At 66.2% G+C, this 26219-nt stretch carries 24 protein-coding genes; 10 read left to right on the top strand and 14 right to left on the bottom strand.

Annotation, left to right across the window (positions count from 1 at the left end):
- Genes rnr through ACZ5AC_RS15300 form a run of 3 tightly spaced genes read right to left on the bottom strand, consistent with a single transcriptional unit; the run spans position 1 to position 3920 of the window.
- A complete protein-coding gene (gene rnr / locus ACZ5AC_RS15310) occupies positions 1-2103 on the bottom strand; it encodes a ribonuclease R (protein WP_464248437.1) in 2103 nt (700 codons plus the stop codon).
- Positions 2075-3172 carry a tetraacyldisaccharide 4'-kinase gene (lpxK, locus tag ACZ5AC_RS15305; RefSeq protein WP_464248436.1) on the bottom strand — a complete coding sequence of 366 codons (1098 nt, stop codon included), beginning with the start codon at positions 3170-3172 and terminating at the stop codon, positions 2075-2077. The genes rnr and lpxK overlap by 29 nt, the downstream gene beginning before the upstream one ends.
- 43 nt (positions 3173-3215) lie before the next feature.
- On the bottom strand, positions 3216-3920 hold the full coding sequence (locus ACZ5AC_RS15300) for a Bax inhibitor-1/YccA family protein (RefSeq protein WP_464248435.1): 705 nt from the start codon (positions 3918-3920) through the stop codon (positions 3216-3218).
- 363 nt (positions 3921-4283) lie between these two features.
- On the opposite strand from ACZ5AC_RS15300, the gene ACZ5AC_RS15295 reads away from it, so the two are divergent.
- Positions 4284-4649 carry a prepilin-type N-terminal cleavage/methylation domain-containing protein gene (locus ACZ5AC_RS15295; protein ID WP_464248434.1) on the top strand — a complete coding sequence of 122 codons (366 nt, stop codon included), beginning with the start codon at positions 4284-4286 and terminating at the stop codon, positions 4647-4649.
- 445 nt (positions 4650-5094) lie between these two features.
- Here ACZ5AC_RS15295 and ACZ5AC_RS15290 read toward each other — a convergent pair whose 3' ends face one another.
- Complete coding sequence (locus ACZ5AC_RS15290; RefSeq protein ID WP_464248433.1) at positions 5095-6744, bottom strand: class I SAM-dependent rRNA methyltransferase; 1650 nt, start codon at positions 6742-6744, stop codon at positions 5095-5097.
- Between the two features lie 411 nt (positions 6745-7155).
- Here ACZ5AC_RS15290 and ACZ5AC_RS15285 point away from each other — a divergent pair, with 411 nt between their 5' ends.
- Positions 7156-7398: an energy transducer TonB gene (locus ACZ5AC_RS15285; protein WP_464248432.1), complete on the top strand. Its 243-nt coding sequence runs from the start codon at positions 7156-7158 to the stop codon at positions 7396-7398.
- Between the two features lie 129 nt (positions 7399-7527).
- Here the strand turns inward: ACZ5AC_RS15285 and ACZ5AC_RS15280 are convergent, their stop codons facing one another.
- From ACZ5AC_RS15280 to ACZ5AC_RS15255, 6 genes are all read right to left on the bottom strand, one after another.
- On the bottom strand, positions 7528-8850 hold the full coding sequence (locus tag ACZ5AC_RS15280; RefSeq protein ID WP_464248431.1) for a malic enzyme-like NAD(P)-binding protein: 1323 nt from the start codon (positions 8848-8850) through the stop codon (positions 7528-7530).
- Positions 8851-9123: 273 nt separating this feature from the next.
- A complete protein-coding gene (locus tag ACZ5AC_RS15275; protein ID WP_464248430.1) occupies positions 9124-9681 on the bottom strand; it encodes a Fe-S-containing hydro-lyase in 558 nt (185 codons plus the stop codon).
- The gene (locus ACZ5AC_RS15270) at positions 9681-10520 is read right to left on the bottom strand and encodes a fumarate hydratase (RefSeq protein WP_464248429.1); all 840 of its coding nucleotides are present in this window, start codon (positions 10518-10520) and stop codon (positions 9681-9683) included. The genes ACZ5AC_RS15275 and ACZ5AC_RS15270 overlap by 1 nt, the downstream gene beginning before the upstream one ends.
- A gap of 2 nt (positions 10521-10522) precedes the next feature.
- Positions 10523-11260 (bottom strand): fumarate reductase iron-sulfur subunit, encoded by a 738-nt coding sequence (locus tag ACZ5AC_RS15265; protein WP_464248428.1) that lies wholly within the window; start codon positions 11258-11260, stop codon positions 10523-10525.
- A 10-nt stretch (positions 11261-11270) separates the two neighbouring features.
- Complete coding sequence (locus ACZ5AC_RS15260) at positions 11271-13127, bottom strand: fumarate reductase flavoprotein subunit (protein ID WP_464248427.1); 1857 nt, start codon at positions 13125-13127, stop codon at positions 11271-11273.
- Between the two features lie 15 nt (positions 13128-13142).
- Complete coding sequence (locus ACZ5AC_RS15255; RefSeq protein WP_464248426.1) at positions 13143-13793, bottom strand: succinate dehydrogenase/fumarate reductase transmembrane subunit; 651 nt, start codon at positions 13791-13793, stop codon at positions 13143-13145.
- Between the two features lie 232 nt (positions 13794-14025).
- Between ACZ5AC_RS15255 and ACZ5AC_RS15250 the strand changes: the two genes are divergently transcribed.
- Genes ACZ5AC_RS15250 through ACZ5AC_RS15240 form a run of 3 tightly spaced genes read left to right on the top strand, consistent with a single transcriptional unit; the run spans position 14026 to position 18221 of the window.
- A complete protein-coding gene (locus ACZ5AC_RS15250; protein ID WP_464248425.1) occupies positions 14026-16494 on the top strand; it encodes a heavy metal translocating P-type ATPase in 2469 nt (822 codons plus the stop codon).
- Positions 16495-16537: 43 nt separating this feature from the next.
- Positions 16538-17731, top strand: coding sequence for an HDOD domain-containing protein (locus tag ACZ5AC_RS15245; RefSeq protein ID WP_464248424.1), 1194 nt, complete (start codon positions 16538-16540; stop codon positions 17729-17731).
- Positions 17732-17762: 31 nt separating this feature from the next.
- The gene (locus ACZ5AC_RS15240) at positions 17763-18221 is read left to right on the top strand and encodes a GyrI-like domain-containing protein (RefSeq protein WP_464248423.1); all 459 of its coding nucleotides are present in this window, start codon (positions 17763-17765) and stop codon (positions 18219-18221) included.
- Between the two features lie 12 nt (positions 18222-18233).
- Here ACZ5AC_RS15240 and ACZ5AC_RS15235 read toward each other — a convergent pair whose 3' ends face one another.
- Both ACZ5AC_RS15235 and ald read right to left on the bottom strand, forming a co-directional pair.
- A complete protein-coding gene (locus ACZ5AC_RS15235; protein ID WP_464248422.1) occupies positions 18234-19085 on the bottom strand; it encodes a secretin N-terminal domain-containing protein in 852 nt (283 codons plus the stop codon).
- 173 nt (positions 19086-19258) lie between these two features.
- Positions 19259-20371 carry an alanine dehydrogenase gene (gene ald, locus ACZ5AC_RS15230; RefSeq protein WP_464248421.1) on the bottom strand — a complete coding sequence of 371 codons (1113 nt, stop codon included), beginning with the start codon at positions 20369-20371 and terminating at the stop codon, positions 19259-19261.
- A 342-nt stretch (positions 20372-20713) separates the two neighbouring features.
- On the opposite strand from ald, the gene ACZ5AC_RS15225 reads away from it, so the two are divergent.
- The 4 genes from ACZ5AC_RS15225 (at position 20714) to ACZ5AC_RS15210 (ending at position 24095) form a co-directional block, all read left to right on the top strand.
- Complete coding sequence (locus tag ACZ5AC_RS15225; protein WP_464248420.1) at positions 20714-22036, top strand: cyclic 2,3-diphosphoglycerate synthase; 1323 nt, start codon at positions 20714-20716, stop codon at positions 22034-22036.
- 113 nt (positions 22037-22149) lie between these two features.
- On the top strand, positions 22150-22791 hold the full coding sequence (locus ACZ5AC_RS15220) for an ABC transporter ATP-binding protein (protein WP_464248419.1): 642 nt from the start codon (positions 22150-22152) through the stop codon (positions 22789-22791).
- Positions 22788-23582: an ABC transporter permease gene (locus ACZ5AC_RS15215; RefSeq protein ID WP_464248418.1), complete on the top strand. Its 795-nt coding sequence runs from the start codon at positions 22788-22790 to the stop codon at positions 23580-23582. Before ACZ5AC_RS15220 ends, ACZ5AC_RS15215 begins: the two co-directional genes overlap by 4 nt.
- Positions 23583-23738: 156 nt before the next feature.
- On the top strand, positions 23739-24095 hold the full coding sequence (locus tag ACZ5AC_RS15210; protein ID WP_028576284.1) for a DMT family protein: 357 nt from the start codon (positions 23739-23741) through the stop codon (positions 24093-24095).
- A gap of 56 nt (positions 24096-24151) precedes the next feature.
- Here the strand turns inward: ACZ5AC_RS15210 and ACZ5AC_RS15205 are convergent, their stop codons facing one another.
- Positions 24152-24748 (bottom strand): nitroreductase family protein, encoded by a 597-nt coding sequence (locus ACZ5AC_RS15205; RefSeq protein WP_464248417.1) that lies wholly within the window; start codon positions 24746-24748, stop codon positions 24152-24154.
- 68 nt (positions 24749-24816) lie between these two features.
- Positions 24817-25491: a uracil-DNA glycosylase gene (locus ACZ5AC_RS15200; RefSeq protein ID WP_464248416.1), complete on the bottom strand. Its 675-nt coding sequence runs from the start codon at positions 25489-25491 to the stop codon at positions 24817-24819.
- On the opposite strand from ACZ5AC_RS15200, the gene ACZ5AC_RS15195 reads away from it, so the two are divergent.
- Complete coding sequence (locus ACZ5AC_RS15195) at positions 25490-26173, top strand: LysE family translocator (RefSeq protein ID WP_464248415.1); 684 nt, start codon at positions 25490-25492, stop codon at positions 26171-26173. The two genes, ACZ5AC_RS15200 and ACZ5AC_RS15195, sit on opposite strands and share 2 nt — an antisense overlap.
- The last annotated feature ends 46 nt before the right edge of the window (positions 26174-26219 follow it).

The raw sequence follows: 26219 nt of genomic DNA, 5'->3' as shown, positions 1-26219 counted from the left end.
TCAGGGCAGGGTGAAGTTGATCTCCACCCGCTCCAGGCTCACGACAACGAGCACCACGTCCAGGGTCTGCCCCATGGAAAAGGTCTTGCCCGTGCGCTGGCCCAGGAGGTCCTGACGTTCGGGGTCGTAGACGTAGTAGTCGTCCAGGGTGGCCAGGCGCACGAGGCCGTCCACGGGCATGTCCAGCAGTTCCACCCAGAAGCCGAAGTCCGCCACGCCCGAGATCACGCCGCGCATGGTCTCCCCGACCCTGTCCTCCAGGGCCAGGATGGACGCGCGTTTCTGGATCTCCCTCTCCGCCTCCATGGCCTTGCGCTCAAGTGAGTTCAGGCCCTCGCAGATGCCCTGCACCTCATCCATCTCCATGCTTTCCGTCTCCCCGGCCAACAGACGCTTGAGGCTGCGGTGCACCAGCAGGTCCGCGTAGCGGCGGATGGGCGAGGTGAAGTGGCAGTAGGCTTCCGAGGCCAGGCCGTAGTGGCCGCCGTTGTCCGGCGAGTACTGGGCCTGCATCATGGTCCGCAGGACCAGGCGGTTGACCAGGAACTCCATGTCCGTGCCGTCGGCGGCGTGGGTCAGGCGCTGCAGGCCCTTCTGGTCCAGGTCTTTCGGCAGGCGGTCCACCAGGCTGGTGTGGGCCAGCAGGTTGCGCAGGGTCTCAAGCTTGCGCTCGTCGGGCTGCGGGTGGATGCGGTAGGGGAAGACGCGTTCCCGCGCCCCGAGGTATTCGGCCACGCGCTCGTTGGCCGCGATCATGAACTCCTCGATGAGGCGGTGGCTGAAAAGGCGGGTGCCGGCGTGAACGCTGACGATGTCTTCGACCATCCGGATCTGGGCCTCGGGGATGTCGAAGTCCAGGCAGCCGCGTTCCGTGCGGCGCTTCAGAAAGAGCTGCGCCAGGGCCTCGGCGTCGCGCAGCATGGGCAGGAGGGGGGCGGTGTCCGAGTCGGGCGAGCCGTCCAGGGCGGCCTGCACCTGGTTGTAGGTCAGGCGGGCCTGGCTCTCGATGACGGCGTTGTAGAGCCTGGGCTTTCCGGGCTCGCCGTCCAGGGAGTAGGGCGTGTCCACGACCATGGCCAGGCGCGGCACGCGGGGCCGCAGGCTGCACAGGCCGTTGGACAGGGCTTCGGGGAACATGGGTTCCACCGACAGGGGGAAATAGTAGGAGTTGCCGCGGGCCCGGGCCTCAACGTCCAGGGCCGAGTTCTCCGGCACGTAATGGGCCACGTCGGCGATGGCCACGACGAGGCGGTAGCCGTTCTCCTGGCGCTCAACGTAGACCGCGTCGTCGAAGTCCTTGGCCGTCTCGCCGTCGATGGTCACCAGGGCCACACCGCGCAGGTCCGTGCGGCCGGCCCAGTCCGCGGGCGACGGTTCGCCCGGCAGGGCTTCGGCCTGGCGCAGGACGGGCGTCGGGAACTCCTCGGGGATGGAGTAGCTGGTTTTGACCAAGAGTTCCTGGGTGGCCAGATCGCGCTCCTCTCCCAGACGTCGCAGGGCCGTGCAGCGCCACAGGCCCTTTTCCTGCTCCTCTTCGGGCCGCACGCTCAGGATGTCGCCCTTTTCGGGGGTCGGAATGCCGCTCGTGTCGACCACGGCGTAGAAGGGCATGCGCGAGTCCGTGGGGTGGCAGAAGTGCCTGTCGTCCGAGATGCGGCGGCTGACGCGGACCATCAGTTCAGCGACACCGCGCTCCAGGATTTCGACGATGCGCCCTTCCGGGGCGTCCTTCTTGCGGCCCGTGTCGACCACGGCCGTGACCCGGTCGCCGGGCCAGGCCCCGCCGAAGTTGCTGGGGTGGATGAAGAGGTCCTTCTGGCGGCGGTCGTCGGGGACGAGGTAGCCCACGCCCGAGCGGCGCACGTCCAGGGTGCCGGTCATGCGCGGCAGGCTGTCCAGCAGGCCGTAGCTCTTGCCCATCTGGGCGATTTCGCCGCTCTCGACCATCTGGGCCAGGGTGGATTTGATGACCTTCTTCAGGGACGCGTCGGCGTCGAAGAGGCCGTAGATATTCTTGCTGCGCAGGGGCGCGCCGGCCTGGCGCAGGGCGTCCAGGAGGGCTTTGCGGGAAAATTTATTCGTTGCTCGTTTCTTCGGGGGCATGTGGTTTCCGGGGTAAAATGTGGACGCGCTCGTCGAGCCAGGCGCGGAAGGCCTGCGAGCCGGCGGCCGAGAAGGTCGTGGTCAGCTGCGGGGTCCACAGCCGCTCGTCGGCGAAGGGGGCCAGCTTGACCGCGTCTTTGGGTGTACAGACGATGTGCGTGCAGGCGTTGCGCTCGGCCGAGGCGACGATGGCCTGCCAGTCCGAGACGCTGAAAGGGTGATGGTCCGGGTAGACCAGGTGCCGTACGGGCTTTTCGCCCAGATCGCCCTTGCAGGTCTGACAGACCTTGTCCGGGTTGGCGATGGCCGTGACCAGGACGAAGCGCGTGCCGTCCAGGGTGTCCATGACCTCGCCGGTCAGGGCATTGGCCACGCCGCGGGCCGTGACGCGGAAGAAAAAGATGGGCTTGCCCAGGTGGGTCAGCTTGATGCGGGCCACGGTTTCGATGCAGCCGTCGTCGCTGTCGAACATGGTGTTGACCAGGAAGGCGTCGGCCCGCTTCAGCGCCGAGACGTCCTCGCGCCAGGAACCGGCCGGGATGACGCGGTTCCATTCCTCGTCCAGGTCGCGCGGCGAGAGCAGGCAAAGGTTCAGGTCGCGCTGGATGCGCAGGTGCTGGTACCCGTCGTCGAGGATGAAGAGGTCCGTGCGGTTCCGGCCCGCGGTCTTTCCGGCCCGCACGCGCTTGGGGTCCACCAGGATGCGGGCCTGGGGATGGGTGCGCTTGAGGAGCAGGGGTTCGTCCCCGGCCTCACGGGGGGGGCTCAGGAGCTGGACCTCGTAGGGCAGGTGCGGCGGGCGTCCGCCGTAGCCGCGGGTCAGGACCGTGGCGTCGATGCCCTCGCCGCGGGCCCAGTCCAGGAGCCACGAGACCACGGGCGTCTTGCCCGTGCCGCCCCAGGAGATGTTGCCGACGCTGATGCAGGCCGCCGGCGGCCGCCATGAGGCCCATTTGCCGGACAGGTAGAATTGGGCGCGCAGGCGCATGAGCCGGGCGTAGGCCTTGCTGAGTGGGCCCAGGATGTGCGCGAATTTTTCTTGAAGGCGGAGGATGCGGTCAGGGGTCATGGGTGCGCCACGAAGGAAAAGGGCGGCTTGCGCCGCCCGGTTGTCAATCTCGGGAGGATCCGAAGAACCTGAGCAGGAAGAGGAACAGGTTGATGAAGTCCAGGTACAGGGTCAGGGCGCCGAGGATGGTGCCGCGGCGGATGGCCAGGGCGTCGTCCATGGGGGCGTATTCTCCCATGACCTTGAGTTTCTGGGTGTCGTAGGCGGTCAGGCCGGTGAAGATCAGAACGCCGATGCCGCTGATGACGAAGTCCAGGGCCGAACTGGCCATGAAAATGTTGACGACGGACGCGATGATGATACCGATGAGGCCCATGAACAGGAAGCTGCCCCATCCGGTCAGGTCCTTCTTGGTCGTCGCGCCGTAGACGCTCATGGCCGCGAACATGCCCGTGCAGACGATGAAGGCCTTGAAGATGGAGGCCGCCGTGTACACGAGCAGAATGACGGACAGGGTCGCGCCGTTCAGGGCGCTGTACAGCAGAAAGAGCCCCGTGGCCATGCCGGCCGACATGCGGTGCACGGCTCCGGACAGTCCCATGACCATGCCGAACTGGGCCAGGATCAGGCCCCAGAACAGGATGGGGTTCGTGAAGATGGCCTGCGCCAGAGCCGGCGTGGTGGCCACGGCGTAGGCCACGAGGGCCGTGAGCCCGAGCCCCAGGCTCATCCAGTTGTAGACCCCGCGCAGGAACAGGTTGGTGGCCTGCACATCGGTCCGGGTCCGGGAAACGGTCTGGAAATTCATTGCTCCTCCTTATTCGGTCGGTGTCTTTTATGCTGAATCGCGTACTGAAACGAAGCGTGCCCGAGTTTGGCCCAGGCCCATTTGCTGCGGGCACCTGATGCGCTGTGCACCGATGCACCCCCGGCGAGGCGGACACGACGTTTTCAGCACTTTTGGTTTAGGTCATCTGGAGCGCAAGTCAAGGATTGGCAGGATTCGGCCCAAATTCGCCACGAACTGACAAATTTTGTCAACACATCTCCCCAAAACAATGCCGGTTTGGACTAACCAACGGAAAAAAAAGGGAATGACAACCTGGCACGGAACATGATAGAGGCCCACCACAAGCATGGATACCTCAACCCAATTTTTGTGGAGGATTGTATGAACCGGTTCAGAAAGAATGAAAAAGGTTTCACCCTGGTCGAACTTCTGATCGTCGTGGCCATCATCGGCATCTTGGCGGCGATCGCGATTCCGCAGTTTGTGAAGTATAAGAAGAATGCGGCTATTCAAGCATGCAATGCTGATTTGAAAAATTGTATCAGCTTGCTTGCTTCAGAATTTGCTAATAATTCTGCACTCACAGTTTCCGACTGTGTTAACTCCAGCTCGAAGCTTAATGGGTATGTAATTACTCTTGATGAAGATTCTGGAAATGTGACAGGTCCAGCTGATACGGCGGTGTATAGCGGGTATACTATCAATGTAGCGATTGTTAATAATACGGCTAACTGTTCTTTGGACTAAATTGATTTTTATTGTCGATTGGTGTATTCGGTAAGCCTTGGAAAAATCCCAAGGCTTACTCTTTTGAAAGGCAAAGGGGCCATCCATCAAAAGGATCGAGGTCATGAGAAAGTGTTCCTTCGGGCCAGAAAATCAGGTTTTCTCGCCTCGGGAAAAACCACTGGATAACACCCAGGATTTCTTTGCTTTCTGCCTTTCTCGAATTATCAATATTGCGTGTCGGCGTATTTCGCCGCACCAGTCACCCATCAGGATCTAGGCCGCCGGAGCAGCCCCACCGTCCTGCGACGGCCAGATAATCTTCGATCCCACGCCATGTCCAAAGGGTTGTCACAAATCTCATGGGTGTGAGCCAACCCGTCCAACGTGTTTTACCAAGCCAGATGCCGGTTCCCCTCCGTGTTCAAACCAGTGCGCGGCTCTTAACGGATCGTTAGTTTTTGGTTCATTCGACCTCGATTTCCAATCCTTTCAGATAAGCCCCTTCCGGAAAGGCCAGTTCCACCGGGTGGTCCGAGGCCTGCGTCAGTCTGCGCACGATCCGTCCTGTGCGCCCTGCGTCCAAGGCGGCGTCAGCCACGATTTTTTGGAACAGGGCGTCCTCCATCAAGCCCGAGCAGGAGAAGGTGAAGAGGCGGCCTCCGGGGCGCAGGAGGTGGAAGGCGCAGAGGTTGACGTCCTTGTAGCCGCGGGCCGCGCGGGTGAGGCTGGCCTTGGAGTCGACGAATTTGGGCGGGTCCAGGACGATGAGGTCGAAGGTGCGGCCTTCCTTGCGCCAGGCGCGAAGAATTTGGAACGCGTCGCCGCAGACCGTGGTCATGGATTCGGGGGCGAAGCCGTTCAGGTCGCGGTTGCGGACGGCCAGGTCCAGGGCCGGGGCCGAGGCGTCGAGCTGGGTGACGCTTTTTGCCCCGCCCCGAAGTGCGGCCAGGCCGAAGCCGCCGGTGTAGGAGAAGCAGTTCAGGACTTCGGCCCCGGCCGCGGCCTGGCCCACGGCCAGGCGGCTGTCGCGCTGGTCGAGGTAGAAGCCGGTCTTGTGGCCGCTTCTGACGTCGACCAGGAGGCGCAAGCCGTTCTCGCGGATTTCGACCAGTTCCGGGATTTCGCCGTGCACGGCTTCGATTCGCTCGGCCAGCCCCTCCTTGGCCCGCACATCCACGTCGGAGCGCTCCAGAATCGCGTCGTCCGGAAACAGCGTGCGCAGCGCCTCGATGATCTCAGCCCGCCAGAATTCGGCGCCGGCCGTCAGGAGCTGGAAAACGAGAACTCCGGCGTAGCGGTCCAGGATGAGGCCCGGCAGGCCGTCGGATTCCGATTGCACGAGGCGCAGGGCGTCGCTTTCGGTTTCGAGCCTCCGGCGTCTGGCTGCGGACTCGCCGATGCGGCGCAGGAAGAATTCGGCATCGACCCGTTCGTCCGCATCAAAGGTCCAGACCCGGCCCTGGATCTGGGATTTGGGCGAGAAGGCGGCCCTGGCCAGCCACTGCCCGTTTTGCCCCAGAACGTCGACGGTCTGCCCTGATTTGGGGCGGCCCTTGACAGAGGCCACCGCACCGGAAAAGATCCACGGATGACGCCGGAACAGCGATTTTTCCCGGCCCGCGGCGATGATGAGCTGTTGGTCCACGATGATGTCCTTGATGCGCAGGGGGAACCCCCGCAGTGTGAGTTCCTGCGCGCCATGGACGGGCAGGCGACCGAAAACATAGGTCAAGCCCCGGGGGGCGTCCACGGGAAAAATGGCGCCACTGGCGCCGCTGGACCCGCCAATTTCTGGCGACGGGTTTCTGCTGGGCATTTCCTTTTGGCCGTCTCCTGCGCCCTGCTGGTGCACGTCGCAGTCTTCGGCGCGGTCAGGCTGTGGTTTGTGCCCTGGTGGGGCATGACAGGGCCTCGGCTGCTGTCCCTGGAGCTTGCCGGAATTTCCGGCGGGGGCGGCGCCCGGGACGGCCGGGGAGCCGGGACTGGGGAAAAAGCCGGCGTTGCGCCCGGTCATGGCGAAACGGACGCGCTCGCGGGCCGCATGTCCGATCTGCTGCCCCTGCTTGGCGCCGATAAGCCGGAGGAGTCGTCCGAGGCGCAACCCGCGCGGCACGTCGCACCCAGACAGCCTGATATCCGCCCCGCCGCCTCATCCCCCCCCAAGCCAAAGCCCGTCGCACCCGCCGCGCTTGCCCCCAAGGAAACAGCGCCCCCCCAGCCGGAACCCGTTCGCTCCGAGCCTTCGGAATCCTCTCGCCTTGAAAATGAATCACTCCCGGGACATGACGCCCAGGAATTTTCGGGAGCACCTGCAGCCGTTCCGGCCGGAACCGTTCCGGGCGCAGGGACTGGCGACTCCACGGGCAGCGGCGTCGGCGCAGCCGGTGCGGGAGGCGACGGCGTACCAGCCAAAGGCAGCGGAACCGGTGCAGGCGGGGGGCCTGGCGGCCCGGGTCGCGGCCCCGGAGGGGGCGAGGGCGGCCTGCTCAGTTTCGGGACTCCGGGCGGGCCTGCGATCGCGCGCATGGTCATGCCCGAGTACCCGCGCGAAGCCCGGCGGCTGGGCAAGGAAGGGACCGTGGTGCTGAGGATCTCCCTCGATGCGGCCGGCGAGGTCGCGGCCGTCGATGTCCTTCAGACGCCGGGCTACGGCCTGGACGAGTCCGCCCGCGAGGCCGTGATGCGCTCCCGATTCCGTCCGGCCACGGCCCGAGGCGTGCCCGTGGCCTGCCAGGCCATCCTGCCGGTGCATTTCAAGCTGCGGTGAAAGTTCATCGATATTCGCAGTGAAGATCGTGCGTTTCATGCGCCATCATTGCGGCCGCCATTCCCCTAGACAACACCGCCCCGCCGGCTTGCGCTGACGGGGCGGTTCGTTTTGGGTTTCCGGGCCTGTCTAGAAGATCTGCGGGTAGCTCTTCACGAAGGCGTCGAGGCGTTCGCGGGACTTGGTGATTCTTTCCCGCAGGGAGACGCGGTAGGCGTCCATGTCGGCGATGGGCTTGCGGGCCACGCCCGTGTCCATGGCGGCCTGGGCAACGGCGGCGGATTCGAACTCGATGAGGCGAAGGTCGACGGGTTTGGGGATGATGTAGTCGATGCCGAATTCCAGCTTCTCCACCCCGTAGGCCTTCAGCACGTAGTCCGGCACCGGCTGCTTGGCCAGGTCGGCCAGGGCCTTGGCCGCGGCCAGCTTCATTTCCTCGTTGATGTTCGTGGCCATGACGTCCAGGGCCCCGCGGAAGATGAAAGGGAAGCCCAGGACGTTGTTGATCTGGTTGGGGTAGTCCGAGCGGCCCGTGGCCATGATGGCGTCGGGGCGGGCTTCCTTGGCGTCGGTGTAGGAGATTTCCGGGACCGGGTTGGCGCAGGCGAAGATGATGGGGTCCTTGGCCATGCCTTTGACCATGTCCTTGCTGACCACGCCAGCCTTGGACAGGCCCAGGAACACGTCGGCGCCGGCCATGGCTTCGGCCAGGGAGCCGTAGGCCTTCTTGGTGGCGAATTCGCGCTTCTGCTCGTTCAGGTCCGTGCGGCCCAGGTGCATGTGGCCGCGGGAGTCGAACATGGCAATGTTTTCGAGCTTCATGCCCAGCGCCACGTACAGTCGGGTGCAGGAGATCGCGGCGGCTCCGGCTCCGGAAACGACCATGCGCAGGTCCTCGATCTTCTTGCCGGTGATCTCGAGTGCGTTGAGCAGTCCGGCGGCGGAGATGATGGCCGTGCCGTGCTGGTCGTCATGGAAGACAGGGATGCCCATTTCCTTCTTGAGCTTGTCCTCTATGTAGAAGCATTCCGGGGCCTTGATGTCTTCGAGGTTGATGCCGCCGAAGGTCGGTTCCAGGGCCTTGACGATCTCGCAGAGCTTGTCCGGGTCGGTCACGTCGAGGTTGATGTCGTAGACGTCGACATCGGCGAAAATCTTGAACAGGAGCCCCTTGCCTTCCATGACGGGCTTGCCAGCGTGGGCGCCGATGTTGCCCAGGCCCAGGACGGCGGTTCCGTTGGAGACCACGGCCACGAGGTTGCCGCGGCCGGTGTACTTGTAGGTCAGGTCCGGGTCCTTGGCGATGGCCAGGCAGGACTCGGCCACGCCCGGGCTGTAGGCCATGGTCAGGTGCTTCTGGGTGGAGTAGGGTTTGACCGGCACGACCTCGATTTTGCCGGGACGGACTTCGGAATGGTAATCCAGCGCTTCCTGGGGTGTGAAAAGGGCCATGTTGTCCTCCATGTGATGCCGCATGGGCGGCGTTGACAATTTCGGTGATCGGGCCGCGGGGCCGGCCGCGTGTGCCCCGCACCGTAGGGGCGAAAAATTTTTCGCCCCTACGGTGCTACAACGGTTGCACATATTCGCACAGGACGTGCGTGCACGTCACGTTTTGCGCCTAACACGAATAAAAATAATAAACGTCACGCCCGGGGTTTTGCGGATGGCGGTAGGGGCGAAAAATTTTTCGCCCCTACGGTGTGTCACCCTGCATCCCCCCTCCTATTCCAGCCCGGCCGCCGCGCGATCAGGCTGCACGTACAATTCACCCCCGAGGCAGTCATTGATGACCAACAGCGGGAAATCAACCACGGTCAGTTCGCGGATGGCCTCGGGGCCCAGGTCGTCGAAGGCGATGACTTTGGCCGCCGTGATGCATTTGGACAGCAGGGCCCCGGCCCCGCCCGTGGCGCCGAAGTAGACGGCCTTGTGGTCCGCGAGGGCCTGCTTGACGGCGTCGCCTCTCTTGCCCTTGCCGACGGAGGCCTTGCAGCCCAAGGCGTGCAGGCGCGGGGCGTAGGTGTCCATGCGGTAGCTGGTGGTGGGTCCGGCCGCGCCGATGGGGCGGCCGGGGGGCGCGGGACTGGGGCCCACGTAGTAGATGACGGAGCCCTGCAGGTCGAAGGGCAGGGGTTCGCCCTTGTCGAGCAGGTCGCACAGGCGCTTGTGGGCGGCGTCGCGGGCCGTGTAGATGGTGCCCGTCAGCCGGACCACGTCGCCGGCCCGGAGTTTGAGGATGTCCGCGTCGTTCAGTGGGGTCTGCAATGCGTGTTCGGCCATCAGAGTTCCACCTCCCGGTGCCTGGAGGAGTGGCATTGGATGTTCACGGCCAGGGGGAGGCTTGCGATGTGGCAGGGGCTCATGGCGATCTTGACGCCGAGGCACGTGGTCTTGCCGCCCAGGCCCATGGGGCCGATGCCGAGCTTGTTCAGGGCTTCGAGGAGTTCGGTTTCCATGGCCGCCAGCTTGGGGTCCGGGTTCACGTCGTCCAGTTTCCGCAGCAGCGCCTTCTTAGCCAGGATGGGCGCGTAGTCGAAGGTGCCGCCGATGCCGATGCCGACGACCGTCGGCGGGCAGGGGTTGGGGCCGGCTTCGGCCACGCGCTCAAGGACGAATTTCCTGATGCCGGGCCAGCCCTGGGCCGGGGCGAGCATGGTCACGCGGGACATGTTCTCGCTGCCGCCGCCCTTGGCCATGAAGGCGATTTTCAGTTTGTCGCCGGGCACGATGTCGAAGTGGATGACGGCGGGCGTGTTGTCCTTGGTGTTGGCGCGGGTCAGCGGGTCGCAGGCGGACTTGCGTAAGTAACCTTCGGCGTAGCCCTTGCGCACGCCCTCGTTGATGGCCTCGCGGATGTTCATGCCCGCAACGCGCAGGTCCTCGCCGACATCGACGAAGAACACGGCCAGGCCCGTGTCCTGGCACAGGGGCAGGCCGGTCTGCTCGGCCAGTTCGTAGTTTTCCGTCAGCTGGCGGAAGACTTCCCTGGCCGCCGGGGATTCCTCACGGGCCGCGCTGCGGGCGAAACTGTCGCGCACGTCCGTGGGCAGGTAGCGGTTGGAGTCGATGCACATCCGGGCCACGGTGTCGATGATCTGAGATGCGTCTATGGTGCGCATGGCTATTTCCCGAAGAGGTTCCTGATGGCGGTGATGCCCATCTTGCGCCGCAGGAAGCCGAGCTGGTTCTGCAGGGGCAGGTGCTTGGGGCAGATGTCCTCGCAGGCCAAGAGGCCCATGCAGCCGAAGATGCCGTAATCGTTGCCGATGATCTCGAAGTACTCCTTGTCGGTGCGCTCGTCGCGCGGGTCGATGACGAAACGGGCCACGCGGTTCAGGGCCGCGGCGCCGAGGAAGTCGTCGCGCATGCGGGCCGTGCCGCAGGCCGCGATGCAGCAGCCGCACTCCACGCAGCGTTCGAGCTCGTAGATCTGCTCGGCCACGGCGTTGTCCATGCGCTCCTCTTCCTTGGCGGGGTCGAAGACCTTTTTGGTGTGCACCCAGGACTCGGTCTTCTGGTACATTTCGCGGAACCAGACGCCCGTGTCCACGGACAGGTCTCCCACGAGCTTGAAGACCGGCAGGGGCAGCAGGACGATGTGGTCCGGCAGGTCCTTGGTCTTGGTCTGGCAGGCCAGGCGCGGGCGGCCGTTGACGACCATGCCGCAGGACCCGCAGATGCCGGCCCGGCAGCAGAAGTCGAAGATGAGGCTCGGGTCCTGTTCCTCGCGCAGGCGGTTGAGGACGATGAACAGGGTCATGTTCGCCGTCTCCTCCAGCCGGTAGGTCTGCATGCGCGGCTCGGTTCCTTTTTCCTCTGGATTGTAGCGGAATATCTCGAAGGTCAGCATTCTGCCCATGGCGTGCTCCTTATTTGCCCTTGATGGTCTTGGCCGCGATCAGTGCTGGGTCGGCCTGGATGATCTTGCCTCCGCCGTAGCCGCGTTCGCCCGGGGGGATCTCGAAGTACGGGGTGGCGTCCTCGTACTTGAGCACGGGCATGTCGGCTCCTTCGGGCCAGTAGGCCAGGGTCCTGTTGAGCCAGTTCTGGTCGTCGCGGGCGGGGAAGTCCTCGCGGTTGTGGCTGCCGCGGCTTTCCTTGCGGGCCAGGGCCCCGGCGGCGATGCACAGGGCCAGTCGCACCTGGCCGCGCAGCTTGAGGGCCGCGGCCAGTTCGTGGTTGGCGCCCAGGCCGTTGGAGACCAGACCTATCTTGCCGGCGCGCTCGTACACGCCCTGCAGGGTCTCGATGCAGGCCTGCAGGTCCTTCTCGTTGCGGAAGACGAAGCAGCCCTTCATGAGGGCTTCCTGCATCTCGGAGCGGACCTTGTAGACGTTCTCCCTTCCCAGACGTCCGGCGATGAGGTCGTCGATGCGCTGCTGCTGGCGTTTGACCTCGGCATTGATGGCGGCCGTGCTGTAGGTCGTCTCGCAGCCCCTCAGGTATTCGACGATGCATTTGCCGATGATGCCGCCGGCGACCACGGTCTCGGCCAGGGAGTTGCCGCCCAGGCGGTTGAAGCCGTGCATGTCCCAGCAGGCCGCCTCGCCGGCCGAGAAGAGGCCTTTCAGGCCATAGGCCGCGCCGGTCTTGTCCGTGCGGATGCCGGACATGGTGTAGTGCTGGGTCGGGCGGACCGGGATGAGCTGGGTGCGGGCGTCCACGCCGAGGAAGTTTTTGCAGATCTCGTCCACTTCACGGAGCTTGGTTGAGATGTGCTTGTCGCCGAGGTGGCGGATGTCGAGCCAGAGGTGCTCGCCGTAGGGCGACTGCACGCCATGTCCTGCGCGCATGTGTTCGGTCATGCGCCGGGCGACCACGTCGCGGGAGGCCAGTTCGGCCTTCTCGGGCTCGTAGATGTGCATGAAGCGCTCCTCGTTCACATCGAGGAGCGTGCCGCCGTCGCCGCGGCAGCCTTCGGTCACGAGGATGTCCGTGGGCACGATGCCCGTGGGGTGGAACTGGATGGACTCGGGGTTGCCGATGGGCACCAGGCCCGTCTCCTGGGCGATGGCGTTGCCCGCGCCGTCGCAGATGACGGCGTTGGTCGTGGCCGTGTAGAGGCGTCCGTAGCCGCCGGTGCAGACGACCGTGGCCTTGGCCAGGAAGACCTCGAGCTTGCCCGTGCGCAGGCAGCGGACCACCGCGCCCATGCACTTCTCGCCGTCGTGGATGAGGGAGATGGCCTCCTTGCGGTCCAGGACCGTGATGCCGAGTTCCGCGCACTTGTTGTCCATGGTGCACATGACGGCGTGGCCGGTGCCGTCGGAAGTGTAGCAGGTGCGCCACTTGGCCGTGCCGCCGAAGGAGCGGGCCGTGATGAGGCCCTCCTTCTCGGGCTTCTCGAATTTATCGAATTTCTCGCCGCCCTTGAAATAGAAGGACTTGCCCGGCACGACGCGGTTCCACGGCACGCCCCAGTGGGCCAGACGGCGCATCTCGATGGGCGCGGTGTCGGCGAACATGCGGGCCACTTCCTGGTCGCAGCCCCAGTCCGAGCCCTTGACCGTGTCCAGGAAGTGCACATCTGGATTATCCCCCTCGCCCATGGCGCAGTTGCCGATGGCGGCCTGCATGCCGCCCTGGGCCGCGGAGGAGTGGGAGCGCCTGGCCGGCACGATGGACAGGCAGACGACGTCGAACCCCGCCAGGGCCGACTCCACGGCCACGCGCTCGCCCGAGAGTCCGGCGCCGATGACCAACAGATCAGAAGTATGGGTGTACATGGCAGCTCCCTGAGATTAGACGGTCATGGTGGCGTAGCGGGCCAGGGCGATGAGGGCCAGGGCGGTGACGCAGCCGAAGACGATGGTCAGGATCTTCACGGCCTTGGGGCGCAGGGCGTCGGTGATGAAACCCCACTTCACGCCGATGCGGTACACGCCGATGAAGACGTGCAGCTGCACGAGCGGCACCAGGAGCAGGTAGAAGAGCGTCCAGCCGCCGCTCTGCACGCGGGCCGTGGAGGTGGCCGCCAGGATGGCGTCGTCGTTGATGTTGGTCCACATGTGGACGGCGCCCAGGACGAGGATGATCATGGCCGAGACGGCCTGCACGACCCACAGCCACGTGTCGCGGTGGCGCAGGAGCTTCGCGTCGCGCCAGATGGCGAGCTGTTCGTCGCTTCTGAAGGGGATCTTGCGGGCGGCCACGACGAAGTGGGTGAAGAAGAGCACGGGCACGAAGATGTGGGCCAGGGTGTCGAGGTGCAGGGTCTCCAGGAAGCCGGCGACGCCGTCCAGGGCCCCCGCCCCGAAGATGATGGACGAGGTGAGCAGGGTGTGGAAGGCCATGAACAGGACCAGACCGACGCCCGTGAGCATCTGGATCCAGTCGAGGTATGCATCCCGGCGGCTCGGGCGCGCGACATGCATGGTGGCATCAACGGACATACTTCCTCCGAAGTTGCGGAGCCGATGCAGTACAGGCTCCTGGTTGAACAACCAATTCGTTTGTCTCAACGCAATGATGCTCCGAAGAATTTCGGACATGGATTTTTGTAGAAAGAGTTGCTAGTCCATCGGGATTGATCAGTCAATCATGTACGTAGGGCGGGTACGTGTCGTCTGCGCAGCAGAATCGAAAACATCTTGAAAAAATTGGAATAAAGGCTGGGAGGTGCGCATGGGTAGCGAAGCGAAACGTCTGACCGTCGGGGGGATGCACTGTGCGTCCTGCTCGTCGCGCATCGAGAAGGTGGTCGGGGGCATGCCCGGCGTGGAGGCAGTCTCCGTCAACCTGGCCACGGGCGAGATGGACCTGCGCTACGATGCGGGCGGCGCGAAGCTGGACGAAATTCTGGGGCGCGTGCGCGACATGGGCTTCAGCGTGGAGGAGCCGGCCGCCGAGACGGTGCTCGAACTGCGCATCGGCGGCATGCACTGCGCGGCCTGCTCGTCGCGCATCGAGCGCATCGCGGCCGGCATGGACGGCGTGAAGGAGGCCGCGGTCAACCTTGGGGCCGAGAGCGGGCGGTTCGTCTTCGACCCGTCGAAGGTGTCCCAGCGCGCCCTGCGCCAGGCCATCCACGACGCGGGGTTCACCACGGACCTGCCGCGCCGGGAGAAGGCCGGGGAGGAGGAGGCGCGCATCGCCGCCCGCCTGGCCGAGAAGAGGCGCGGCGTGGTATGGGCCATGGCCTTCGCCATGCCGCTCTTGGTCCTGTCCATGGGCCACATGTGGGGCCTGCCCCTGCCGCACTGGCTCGACCCCATGCACGCACCCGGCGTCTTCGCCCTGGCCCAGCTCCTGCTGACCCTGCCCGTGGTCTGGAGCGGGCGCAGCTTCTACCTGATCGGATTTCCGGCCCTGGTTCGCCGCGCCCCGAACATGGACTCCCTGGTGGCCGTGGGCACGGGCGCGGCCCTGGTCTACTCCCTGTGGAACACGGTGGAGATCTGGCTCGGGGTGGACGCCATGGCCCGGGCCATGGACCTCTACTACGAGTCCGCGGCCGTGCTCATCGCCATGATATCGCTGGGCAAGTATTTCGAGGCCCGCTCCGTGTCCCGCACCACGGGAGCGGTGCGCGCCCTCATGGCCCTGGCCCCGGACACGGCCTTCCTGGTGGACGGCGAGTCCGAGCGCGAGATCCCGGTGGAGGAGATCGAACCCGGCGACCTGCTGCGCATCCGCCCCGGAGGACGCCTGCCCGTGGACGGCGAGGTGGCCGAGGGGGAGAGCCACGTGGACGAGTCCATGCTCACGGGCGAACCCCTGCCCGTGCGCCGCGCCCCCGGCGACACGGTCTTCGGCGGCACCCTGAACACCACGGGTTCCTTCGTCATGCGCGCCTCCCTGGTGGGCGAGGACACCATGCTGGCCCGCATCGTGCGCCTGGTGCGCGACGCCCAGGGCTCCAAGGCTCCCATCGCCAGCCTGGCCGACACCATCAGCTACTATTTCGTGCCCGTGGTCATGGCCCTGGCCCTGGTTTCGGGGTTGGCCTGGCATTTCTTCAGCGACGAACCCTTCGTCTTCGCCCTGCGCATCGCCATTTCGGTGCTGGTCATCGCCTGCCCCTGCGCCATGGGCCTGGCCACGCCGACGTCCATCATGGTCGGCACGGGGCGCGGCGCGCAGCTGGGCGTGCTCATCAAGTCCGGCCGCGCCCTGCAGCGGGCCGGGGAACTCGACACCCTGGTCTTCGACAAGACCGGGACCCTGACCGTGGGCAAGCCCGTGCTGGCCGAGGTCTGGACTGCGCCGGGCGAGGGCTTTGAAAGGGACGGCCTGGTGCGGCTGGCCGCGGCCGTGGAAGCCCAGTCCGAGCACCCCCTGGCCCGGGCCGTGGTGGCCGCGGCTCCGGGAGCCGTGCCCAAGGCCTCGGGCTTTTCGGCCGTGCCCGGACAGGGTGTGAGCGCCGAGGCCGACGGCCGGCGGGTCGCCATCGGCAACGAGCTGATGATGCGCGCCCTCGGCATCGACCCGGCCGCGGCGGCCGCTGACCGCGCGCGTATGGAAGGGCAGGGGGCCACGGTGGTGCATGTGGCCGTGGACGGACGCCTGGCCGGCCTGCTGGCCATCAGCGACCAGATCCGGCCCGAGTCCGCCTCGGCGGTCAAACGGCTGCGGGAGCTGGGCATGGAGGTCGTGCTCCTGACGGGCGACTCCGAGCGCGCGGCCCGCGCCGTGGCCGGCCAGCTCGGCATCGAGCGGGTCGTGGCGGGGGTGCTGCCCGACCGCAAGGCCGAGGAGATCGAGGCCTTGCAGAAGGAAGGTCGGGTGGTCGGCATGGTCGGCGACGGCATCAACGACGCCCCGGCCCTGGCCCGGGCCGACCTGGGCGTGGCCATGGGCTCGGGCATGGACGTGGCCATGGAGTCGGGCGACGTGGTGCTCATGCGCGAGGACCTCTCGGGCGTGCTCACGGCGCTCTCCTTAAGCCGTGCGGTCATGCGCAACATCCGCCAGAACCTGTTCTGGGCATTCGCCTTCAATACCATCGGCATCCCGGTGGCGGCCGGCCTTCTGCACCTTTTCGGCGGGCCGACCATGAGCCCCATGCTGGCCGGCACGGCCATGGCCATGAGCTCGGTCTTCGTGGTCTCGAACGCCCTGCGGTTGCGTTTTTTTGCCCCGCCGCATACATGAGGAGATGGTCGGAGATTCGTTGTTTCGGCATGGAGGGGACGGCATGAAGAAGCCCATCGATCGCGCCGCGCCTGGCGAGACTCTGGCGGCGGATATCACGGACGGTACGGGACGAGTCCTTTACCCGCGGGGCTCGATCCTGACGGGGAGCGCCATCGCGGCCTTGCGTCAGCGCGGCGTCTCGGCCGTGACCGTCGTCGGGGAGGAGACGCCCCTCAATCCCGCGCTGCTGGCCAAGGCCACGGAGCGGGCGCGCAAGTACTATGCCGGCCACGACATGACCATTCCCCCCGGGCCCGTCCTGCTCGGGCTGCGCGTCGAGGCCGAGGCGCAGCGCATGGAGAAGGGGCTGCCGGCGCTGCTGCGCGAATGCAGGAAGCCCGTGGCGGACTCCCCGTCCTCCGAGGAACTGCCGACCTTCTGCCTGGACAGCTTCGAACCGCCGCAGCTCTCGGCCGTGGCCTTCCAGCTGAACAGGGAGCTTGGCGCCCCCGAGCCCTCCAGCCAGAAAATCGTGTCCGTCATCGGGCAGAGTCCGGGGCTCACGGCGCGCCTGCTGCGTCTGGTCAATTCCCCGCTTTACGGCAGCCACGGCAAGGTCGAGACCGTCTCCAGGGCCGTGACCATCGTCGGCCTGAAAGAGGTGGGCATGCTGGCTTCGAGCCTGTTGATGGTCGAGCAGTTCGGCGTCATCCCTGCGTCCGTGGTCGACATGCGCACCTTCCTCGAACACTGCCTGGCCTGCGCCCTGGCCAGCAAGGCCCTGGCCGAAGTCACGCAGGCGGTGGAGCCGGAGCAGGCCTTTGTCGCGGGCCTGCTTCACGACATCGGGCGGCTGTACTTCTTCACGGCCTTCCCGGAGCGCTCCCGGTACTGCATCAACAGCGGGCTCAGGCATGGCCGCCCGCTCCTGGACGAGGAAGTCCTCTTCTTCGGCGTGGATCACGGAACCATGGGCCGACATCTTCTGGAAGGCTGGGACATGCCCAGGTCCCTGAGCCAGGCCGCAGGCTTTCACCACGACCCCCTCAAGGCGGCGAATCCCATGCTGCCCGGCGTCCTGCATCTGGCGGACCTCGTCGTCCACGCCATGGGTCTGGGCTGCAGCGGCGAGTGCGGCCCGCCGCCCATGAGGCCCGGTTTTGCCGCCCTGCTGCCGTTGCGGCCGGACCAGACCGCGGACGTCGCCGCGCGCATCGCGGGGCAGCTCGACGCCATCGTGGCCGCCTTTGACTGAACCCGGAACCACCGACCCCCAAGGAGGTCTCATGCAGATCGAGCGCAAGCGCATCCCGGCATCCACGGCCATCGAGGCCGTCACGACCCTGACTATCCCCGATGTCCCGGCCTACGCCGAAAAGATCATCCCCATGCTCCTGGCCGAGGCCGAGAGCCGGGGCATGGCCGTGACCGGCCCCTGCGTCTTCACCTACGAGGGGTGCGACGGCTCTCCCGACAGGGCGTTCACCATGAAGGTCGGTTTCCCTGTGGACGCCTGCCGCGGCCAGGGGGCCTTCGCGTGCGCGGAGGTCGCCGCCCACGAATGCCTGAGCACCGTGTACCGCGGGGCCATGAAGGGGATCGGGCCGGCCTGGAGCGCGTTCACGCCTCTGGCCCTGCAGAGGGGCGAGGCGCTGCAGCCCATCGGCCGCGAGGTTTATCTGGAGTGGATCGACGAGGGCAGTGCGGACAATCAGGTCGAACTGCAGATTCCGCTGCAGGGGTGAGAAGCCCCCGGTTCAGCGTACCTCCTCGACCAGCAGCCAGACGCTGCGGGTGTCGCGCGTTTCCTGCGTCGCGGTGCCCGTGGCGCTTCCAGTGCTCTCGTCCGTCCGGCTGGCTCCGCCGCCGAGCTCGATCCATTCTCCCAGCCGCCCCGTGACCGTCGTCGACAGGCTCTGGGTCTCCACGTCGCGGCCGCGGCCTGTAAGGCTGTCGAATTGAGGGCTGATCTCGATGGTCACGCGGTCGCCAGACAGGCGGGGCACGGCGGAGAAGCCCTGCCCGATGTCGACGTAGACCACGCCCTGGCTGGCCCTGACGCCGCCCGGCCGCATCTCTACGCGGCGGAAGGGCACGGCCAGGTACCGGCCGACCCTGATGAAGGCTTCGCCCCCATCCATGACCCGCACGAACTGGTCCGCGCCGCTCGACGCGCTGCGCCGGACGTCCTGCCCGTACACCCCGGCAGCCGATCCGCCGCTGCGCACCTCCACCCCGGTTCCGCCGGGCATGCGTCCTCCCGGCGCGACGACGCGGACGTCGTCGCCGACCTCGACAGCGCCGGCCACGCCCAGGGACCTCGTCGCGCCGCTCGTCTCCCGGGTCTGGCTGACGCGGATGAGCAGCTGACGGGCGGGCCGGTCGATGACGGACAGCACCTTCCGCAGCTCCTGCAGGTTGCCGGGCGAGGTGCGCACGATGAGATGCCCGTTCATGCCCGACAGCGCCCCGCCCGGCTCGACGAGGGGTTCCAGGACGGGCAGGACGTCCTCGACCGTGCGGTGGCGGAGTTCGATGATCTCCACCTCCTGCGCGGCCAGGACCGGCATGGAGAGCAGGAGAATGACGCAAAGCAGGGCGAGGCGCATGGGAGCCTCCTTGTCATGGTTTGGGACTGCCGGGAGCAAAGGGTTCGGCGGCGTCCGTGTCCCGTCCATACCGCCAACGGCGGGGCTTCGTCGAGGGACAAGCGCGGCGCGCGCAAGGAAAAAGGCCGCCCCCGGTGAGGAGCGGCCTTTCGAAACGTGGGTTTCTTCCGTGGCTAGAGGCAGGAGTCGGCCGGCGTGTAGGGCAGGCCGAAGGCGTCGGCCACGCCCTTGAAGGTGATCCTGTCGCCGACCATGTTCAGGCCGTTCTTGAGCCCCGGGTTTTCCTTGCAGGCGGCCTGCCAGCCCTTGTTCGCGATCTGCAGGGCGTAGGGCAGGGTGGCGTTGGTCAGGGCCATGGTCGAGGTGATCGGCACGGCGCCGGGCATGTTGGCCACGCAGTAATGGATGATGCCGTCCACCTCGTAGATGGGGTCCGTGTGCGTGGTGGGTCTGGAGGTCTCGAAGCAGCCGCCCTGGTCGATGGCCACGTCCACGAGCACGCAGCCGGGCTTCATGTCCTTGAACATCTCGCGGGTGACGAGCTTGGGCGCCTTGGCGCCGACCACCAGCACCGCGCCGATGATGGCGTCGGCCTCCTTGGCCAGCTCGCGGATTTTGGCGGGCGAACTCATGAGTGGCGTGACGTTTTTGGGCATGATCTCCGAGAGGTAGCGCAGGCGGTCGAGATTCATGTCCAGGATGTAGACGCGCGCGCCCAGGCCCGCGGCCATCATGGCCGCGTTGGTGCCGACGATGCCGCCGCCGAGGACCAGGACCTTGGCCGGGGCCACGCCGGTCACGCCGCCGAGCAGGATGCCGCGTCCGCCGTGGACGCGTTCGTTGTACTTGGCGGCTTCCTGGGCGGCCATGCGTCCTGCCACCTCGCTCATGGGGGTCAGCAGCGGCAGGCCGCCCTGGGGGCCGGTGACGGTCTCGTAGGCGATGGCCACGGAGCCGGTCTTCATGAACTCGCGGGTCAGCTGCTCGTCGGCCGCAAAGTGGAAATAGGTGAAGACGATCTGGCCGGGGCGGACCAGGCCGTATTCGGAGGGCTGGGGCTCCTTGACGTGCATGACCATGTCGGACTGGCCGTAGATGTCCGCCGGGGCGGCGACGATTTTCGCCCCTGCGGCCTCGTAGTCCGCGTCGCCGAATCCGCTGCCGACGCCGGCCGCCTTTTCCACGAGCACGGTGTGCCCGTGCTGCGTCATGACTTCCACACCGGCCGGGGTCATGCAGACCCGGTTTTCCTGCGTCTTGATTTCCTTGAGAACGCCGACGATCATGTTCGAGCTCCTTGCGCTGCGTCTTGTGCCTGGGTTGAAGGGAACGATGCGGGACTCATGGCAAAAAGCTTACCACAACGCGAGGAAGCAGGCAAAGCCGGACGGAAAAACGGTCAATGCAGAAACGGCAAGGGTTTGCGGGGGGGCGTGGTCGCTTTCCCGTCGGAACCGACCGCGGCGTGATACTCGACCCTGCGTCCGTCTGGAATTATTTATTTCCATTTTGATGATAATGGCTTGAAAATAGAGGGTGCCGACGCGATACCCTATTTGGAACGTTATATTTCCAGTATTCATATTTAATTTCCATTTTGTCGGACAGAGCTGGGCATGGAGGTTGCCATGGTCGAAAAGGTCATCATCATGGGCGCGGCCGGCCGTGATTTCCACAACTTCAACATCTATTTCCGCGGCAACCCGCGCTACCGCGTGGTCTGCTTCACGGCCACGCAGATTCCGGACATCGACGGCCGCGTCTACCCACCGGAGCTGGCCGGGGACATGTACCCCGAGGGCATCCCGGTCTTCGCCGACACGGAACTCGCGCGCCTCATCAGGGCGCTCGCCGTCGACCTCGTGGTCTTTTCCTATTCCGACATCACCCACAACGAGGTCATGCACAAGGCCTCCCTGGTCACGGCAGCGGGTGCGGACTTCATGATCGCCGGGGCCACCTACACCATGCTGCCGACGGCCAAACCGGTGGTGGCCGTGTGCGCCGTGCGCACGGGCTGCGGCAAGTCGCAGGTCAGCCGCGAGATCGCCCGCGTGCTCCAGGCGGATGGGCGCCGGGTGGTCATCGTGCGCCACCCCATGCCCTACGGCGACCTGCGGGCCCAGACCGTGCAGCGTTTCGCCTCCCACGCCGATCTGGACCTTCATCGCTGCACCATCGAGGAGCGGGAGGAGTACGAACCCATCCTGGACATGGGCGTGGTGGTCTACGCCGGGGTGGATTACGCCAGGATTCTGGCGCAGGCCGAGGCCGAGGCGGACGTCCTCGTCTGGGACGGCGGCAACAACGACACGCCGTTCTACAGGCCCGCCCTGCACGTCACGGTCTTCGACCCGCACCGCGCCGGGCACGAACTACTCTACCACCCCGGCGAGACGAACATGCGCATGTGCGACGTGGCCGTCATCAACAAGGTCGACACGGCCCGGCCGGACCAGGTCGAGGCCGTGCGCGCGAACATCCGGGCCTGCAACCCGGGGGCGCGCATCGTCCTGGCCAGTTCGCCCCTGACCGTGGACCGCCCGGAGCTCATCCGGGGGCGTCGCGTCCTGGTGGTCGAGGACGGCCCGACCCTGACCCACGGCGGCATGCCTCACGGGGCGGGCTTCCTGGCCGCGCGGCAATGCGGGGCGGCCGAGCTGGTGGACCCCAGGCCCTGGCTCGCCGGCAGTCTGGGCGCGACCTTCGCCGCGCATCCGGGCATCGGCCCCGTGCTGCCGGCCATGGGATACGGCCCGGGGCAGATCCGCGACCTGGAGGCGACCATCGCCGCCGTGCCCTGCGACGCCGTGGTCTCGGGCACGCCCATCGACATCTCGCGCGTGCTGCGCATAGGCAAGCCCGTGGCCCGGGTGCGCTACGGCCACGCCGATCACGACGGTCCCACGCTGGGCTCGGTGCTGCTGGAATTGCTGGAGGGGAAGGCGTAGGGGGTATGTCGCAGGCGGGCATGACGCTGTGGCAGGGCGGGAGATCCCGGCCTTGATATTCCGCAGCGTGCCTGCAATGTTGGGTCATCGATTCGTCATTTCATGGAGAGAACATGCTGGAACTTCGCGATGTGACCGTGCGCCGGGGCGGGCGGGTCATCCTGGACCGGGTCGGCCTGGCCGTGGCCCCGGGGGAACATCTGGTGCTGACGGGACCGTCCGGGGCGGGAAAATCGACCATCCTCAAGGTCGCCCTGCTGTTCGAGCCCGCGGACGAGGGCGAGGTGCTCTGGGACGGCCGCACGGTGACCGCCGCGGACCAGGCCGCCCATCGCGCCCGCTTTCTATACATCGGGCAGAAGCCGCTGCCCTTCGACGGGTCGGCCGGGCAGTACCTGGACCTTCCCTTCACCTTCGCCGCCCACCGCGCCCGCCGCGCGGACCGGGCCATGCAGGACCGCCTCATGGAGGCCATGGGCCTGGACCCCGCCCTGCGCACGATCCCCTACGGGCGGTTGTCGGGAGGTGAGCAGCAGCGTCTGACCATCATCCAGGGCCTGCAGCTGGAGCGGTCCTTCTGCCTGCTGGACGAGGTCACCTCCAGCCTGGACCAGGAGTCCCTGGAGGCCGTGGTCCGCTATTTCGCCGCCGACACTGCGCGCACCGTCCTGGCCGTGACCCACAACCGGCAGTGGCTCGATTTCGGCTTCGCCGAGATCGCCCTCGAGGCCGGAAAGCTCCGGAGGCTCCCATGAGCGAAACCATGGCCATTTCCATTCCGGCCCTGATCATCTTCTCCGTCATGCTCGTTTTTCCGGTGGCCATCTTCCGCCACCTGCAGCTCAGGCTGACCCGCGACCTGATCGTGTCCATGCTGCGCATGGCCGTGCAGCTCGGGCTGGTGGCCGTGTACCTGGAATGGGTCTTCCGCCTGGACATGCTGGCCCTCAACGTGGCCTGGGTGCTGGTCATGATCGTCATGGCCACGGGCTCCATCCTGCGCCAGAGCGGCCTGTCGTGGCGCAGGTGCCTGCGGGCGGTCCTGCCGGCCCACCTGCTGACGTCAGCCCTGACCCTGGCCGGGTTTCTGCTGGTCTTCGACCCCGCCACCCTGGGTTCGGCCCGCTATCTCGTGCCGCTCATGGGCATGGTGCTCGGCAACATCCTGCGCAGCAACGTGGTGGCTCTGGACCGCTTCTTCTCGGACCTACGGGCGAACAGCGACATGCACATCCAGTACCTGACCCTGGGGGCCAGCGAGGCCGAGGCCGTGCGGCCCTTCCTGCGCAGCGCCCTGCGCGCGGCCGTGGGTCCGCAGCTGGGCACCGTGGCGACCATGGGCATCGTCTCCCTGCCGGGCATGATGACCGGCCAGATCCTGGGCGGTTCGTCCCCGGCAGTGGCCATCGGCTACCAGATCATGATCATGATCGCGATCTTCACGGCGGCCACGGTCTCGGCCTTCCTGGCCGTTCACTTCGCACGCAAGGCTGCCTTCGATCCGTTCGGGAGGCTCGACGAGTCCATTTTTCTGCGGAGGTCGTGAGACGGCGTACAGAATGGCCGAAGGGTTGATGTAGCTTCTCGGAATAAAAGAGTTTATTTTTTGGGCGGACGCCTTGTTTTTTCCCGGGGCCCTGCTACATCCAGCCGCATCCATTTCTTCCACGATTACGGCCCGGTCCGGGCCGAGGCGGGCGCCATGCGTTTCTATCTGACCACCATCATTCTGCTGTCCCTGAGCAACATCTTCATGACCTTCGCCTGGTACGGGCACCTGCGCAACCTGTCCCACACGCCGTGGGTCATCGCGGCCTTCGCCAGCTGGGGCATCGCGCTGCTGGAGTACCTGCTGCAGGTCCCGGCCAACCGCATCGGGCACCAGGTCATGAACGTCGGCCAGCTCAAGATCCTGCAGGAGTGCATCGCCCTGTCGGTCTTCATCCCCTTTTCCATCATCTACATGAAGGAGAAGCCCAGCATGGACTACGTCTGGGCCGGCCTGTGCATCCTGGGCGCGGCCTTCTTCATGTTCCGCAAGAAGATCTTCGGGGCCTGACGGCCGTCCCTGCACGCGAAAAGGGCCGCGTTCCTCGTGGAGCGCGGCCCGTCCTTTTACCAGGCTCCCTGCTTCCAGACCTCCGACAGGGGTTTGCGCGGCGACGGCCCTTCCCAGTCGACGTAGGGCTTGTCGAGTTTCTCCTTCAGATCCAGGATGCCGATGGTGAAGCCGGCCACGACCTCGTATTCCTCGCGGTCGATGCCGAAGGTCTCGTAAATGGCGTCCTTTCTGATGCCGGCCATGCCGTGGGTGTAGAGGCCGAGTTTGCGGGCCTGCATGGTCAGGGACATCCAGGCCGAGCCGCAGTCGAACACGGCCGTGGAGCTGGGCTTGCCGTTGTGGGTGAAGTTCTTCCTGGCCACCATGAACCCGATGAGGGAGACGTTTTTCGCCCATTTCTGGTTGGCGTCGACCAGAAGGCCCAGGAACGTGTCGAAGGTCTCGGGGGTGGAGGTCAGGATGCGCCAGGGCTGTTCGTTGTATGCCGAGGGCGCCCAGCGGGCCGCGTCGAAGATGACGGCCAAATCCTCGGCCGGGATGGCGGTCTTGACGAAGGAGCGCGGGGACCAGCGGCCGGGGAATTCGTCGGCCACGCCGGGCAGGGGGTCGCGTTTGCTGAAGTCGGGAGAGTATGGGCTTTGGTATTTCATGTTCGCCTCCGGGTTGATCTTTTCCGCAACATATCCCGAGGACGAGGGGCCGTGTCAACGCGCGGCGTTCAGCGGCGCCTTTTTTTCACGATGCGGGCGAACTGCTCCCGGAACTGGCCGGCCCCGCCGTTGGCCGGGTGCCGCAAGGCCGGGGCAATGATGCCCATGTTCGCCAGCAGCGCCGCCGACTTCTGTCCCACGGCCAGGATTTCGGCCTGGGGGACGAAGGACTTCAGGGCCAGGAGCACGGGCCTGCCCAGCAGCACCTCGTCTTCCGAAGGCGTGCGGTTGCTCAGGAGCCCCATGCCCGGCTTGTAGGGGTGCCAGGGGAAGGCGTTCCACAGGATGACCTCCCGCGGGTCCACGCCCAGTTCGTGCATGGCTCCCCAGACGATGGTGGCGGTGGGTTCCGTGAAGCCGTCCGGGCGGACGTCCTCGCGGCTGGTGCGGCGCGGCGCGGCCTCGAAGACCATCTCCGGGCCCAGTCCCTTGTGGCGCAGATGGCCCAGCAGCAGGCGCTCGGAGGTCATGGCGATGCCCGTGAAGTGGCCGCCCTGGTAGCCCAGGGCCTCGGCCAGGAGAATGATGGTGGCCTTTCGGCGCTCTCCGAGATAGGACGCGAGTTGCTCTCGACGGATGGCGGGCGACCGGTTCGAGGCGTCGTGCTGCGGGTCGCACTGGTGCCAGGGGTTGAAGACCGGGCCGCTGGGGGAATCTTTCAGGAGCTTGAGGAAGGCGTTCATGGGCACGGGCTACACGCAGGCCCGCCCCGGGGCAAGCCTTCTTCGGCAGGGGGAAACCATGTTCGACATCATCCACTATCCGCTCTTCCTGCTCACGGCCGTGACGCTGAACCTCTACCCCGGTCCGGACACCCTCTACATCCTCGGCCGCAGCGTCTCCCAGGGGCGCGGGGCGGGCATCGTCTCGGCCCTGGGGATCGGCAGCGGGGCCGTCGTCCACACCCTGCTCGGCGCCGCGGGGCTGACGGCCATCGTCGCAGCCTCGGCCACGGCCTACCAGCTCGTCAAATGGGCCGGAGCCGTCTATCTGGTCTGGCTCGGCCTGGCCATGCTGCTGTCCAGGCCCGAAGGGCCCGGCAGGATCCCCGCCGCGAGCCAGACCCTGGGCCGGGTCTATCTCCAAGGCGTGGTGACCAACGTCCTGAACCCCAAGGTGGCCCTCTTCTTCCTGGCCCTCATACCGCAATTCATCGCCCCCGGCGCCGCCCATCCGGGACTGGCCTTCCTGGTTCTCGGCCTGACCTTCGTCGCCACGGGCACCCTGTGGTGCCTGTTCGTGGCCGTCGCTGCCGGAGCCGTGCACCGCCGCCTGGCCGGAACCGGCCGGGCCGCGGCCTGGCTCAAACGACTGGGTGGAGGCCTCCTGGCCGGGCTCGGAGCGCGCCTTGCCTTTTCGGACTAGGCCTTGACGCGCTCCCGAACGGTTTTACCGTAACCTTTCGCCGCCC

It is taken from the genome of Desulfomicrobium aestuarii, assembly GCF_055385525.1.
This window is presented reverse-complemented; position numbering and strand designations above follow the sequence as displayed.

What these genes read in the sequence shown, in the direction of transcription:
- rnr (WP_464248437.1), bottom strand. Translation starts at nt 2,103, where the DNA reads ATGCCCCCGAAGAAACGAGCAACGAATAAATTTTCCCGCAAAGCCCTC.
- lpxK (WP_464248436.1), bottom strand. Translation starts at nt 3,172, where the DNA reads ATGACCCCTGACCGCATCCTCCGCCTTCAAGAAAAATTCGCGCACATC.
- ACZ5AC_RS15300 (WP_464248435.1), bottom strand. Translation starts at nt 3,920, where the DNA reads ATGAATTTCCAGACCGTTTCCCGGACCCGGACCGATGTGCAGGCCACC.
- ACZ5AC_RS15295 (WP_464248434.1), top strand. Translation starts at nt 4,284, where the DNA reads ATGAACCGGTTCAGAAAGAATGAAAAAGGTTTCACCCTGGTCGAACTT.
- ACZ5AC_RS15285 (WP_464248432.1), top strand. Translation starts at nt 7,156, where the DNA reads ATGGTCATGCCCGAGTACCCGCGCGAAGCCCGGCGGCTGGGCAAGGAA.
- ACZ5AC_RS15280 (WP_464248431.1), bottom strand. Translation starts at nt 8,850, where the DNA reads ATGGCCCTTTTCACACCCCAGGAAGCGCTGGATTACCATTCCGAAGTC.
- ACZ5AC_RS15275 (WP_464248430.1), bottom strand. Translation starts at nt 9,681, where the DNA reads ATGGCCGAACACGCATTGCAGACCCCACTGAACGACGCGGACATCCTC.
- ACZ5AC_RS15270 (WP_464248429.1), bottom strand. Translation starts at nt 10,520, where the DNA reads ATGCGCACCATAGACGCATCTCAGATCATCGACACCGTGGCCCGGATG.
- ACZ5AC_RS15265 (WP_464248428.1), bottom strand. Translation starts at nt 11,260, where the DNA reads ATGGGCAGAATGCTGACCTTCGAGATATTCCGCTACAATCCAGAGGAA.
- ACZ5AC_RS15260 (WP_464248427.1), bottom strand. Translation starts at nt 13,127, where the DNA reads ATGTACACCCATACTTCTGATCTGTTGGTCATCGGCGCCGGACTCTCG.
- ACZ5AC_RS15255 (WP_464248426.1), bottom strand. Translation starts at nt 13,793, where the DNA reads ATGTCCGTTGATGCCACCATGCATGTCGCGCGCCCGAGCCGCCGGGAT.
- ACZ5AC_RS15250 (WP_464248425.1), top strand. Translation starts at nt 14,026, where the DNA reads ATGGGTAGCGAAGCGAAACGTCTGACCGTCGGGGGGATGCACTGTGCG.
- ACZ5AC_RS15245 (WP_464248424.1), top strand. Translation starts at nt 16,538, where the DNA reads ATGAAGAAGCCCATCGATCGCGCCGCGCCTGGCGAGACTCTGGCGGCG.
- ACZ5AC_RS15240 (WP_464248423.1), top strand. Translation starts at nt 17,763, where the DNA reads ATGCAGATCGAGCGCAAGCGCATCCCGGCATCCACGGCCATCGAGGCC.
- ACZ5AC_RS15235 (WP_464248422.1), bottom strand. Translation starts at nt 19,085, where the DNA reads ATGCGCCTCGCCCTGCTTTGCGTCATTCTCCTGCTCTCCATGCCGGTC.
- ald (WP_464248421.1), bottom strand. Translation starts at nt 20,371, where the DNA reads ATGATCGTCGGCGTTCTCAAGGAAATCAAGACGCAGGAAAACCGGGTC.
- ACZ5AC_RS15225 (WP_464248420.1), top strand. Translation starts at nt 20,714, where the DNA reads ATGGTCGAAAAGGTCATCATCATGGGCGCGGCCGGCCGTGATTTCCAC.
- ACZ5AC_RS15220 (WP_464248419.1), top strand. Translation starts at nt 22,150, where the DNA reads ATGCTGGAACTTCGCGATGTGACCGTGCGCCGGGGCGGGCGGGTCATC.
- ACZ5AC_RS15215 (WP_464248418.1), top strand. Translation starts at nt 22,788, where the DNA reads ATGAGCGAAACCATGGCCATTTCCATTCCGGCCCTGATCATCTTCTCC.
- ACZ5AC_RS15210 (WP_028576284.1), top strand. Translation starts at nt 23,739, where the DNA reads ATGCGTTTCTATCTGACCACCATCATTCTGCTGTCCCTGAGCAACATC.
- ACZ5AC_RS15205 (WP_464248417.1), bottom strand. Translation starts at nt 24,748, where the DNA reads ATGAAATACCAAAGCCCATACTCTCCCGACTTCAGCAAACGCGACCCC.
- ACZ5AC_RS15195 (WP_464248415.1), top strand. Translation starts at nt 25,490, where the DNA reads ATGGGCACGGGCTACACGCAGGCCCGCCCCGGGGCAAGCCTTCTTCGG.
- ACZ5AC_RS15200 (WP_464248416.1), bottom strand. Translation starts at nt 25,491, where the DNA reads ATGAACGCCTTCCTCAAGCTCCTGAAAGATTCCCCCAGCGGCCCGGTC.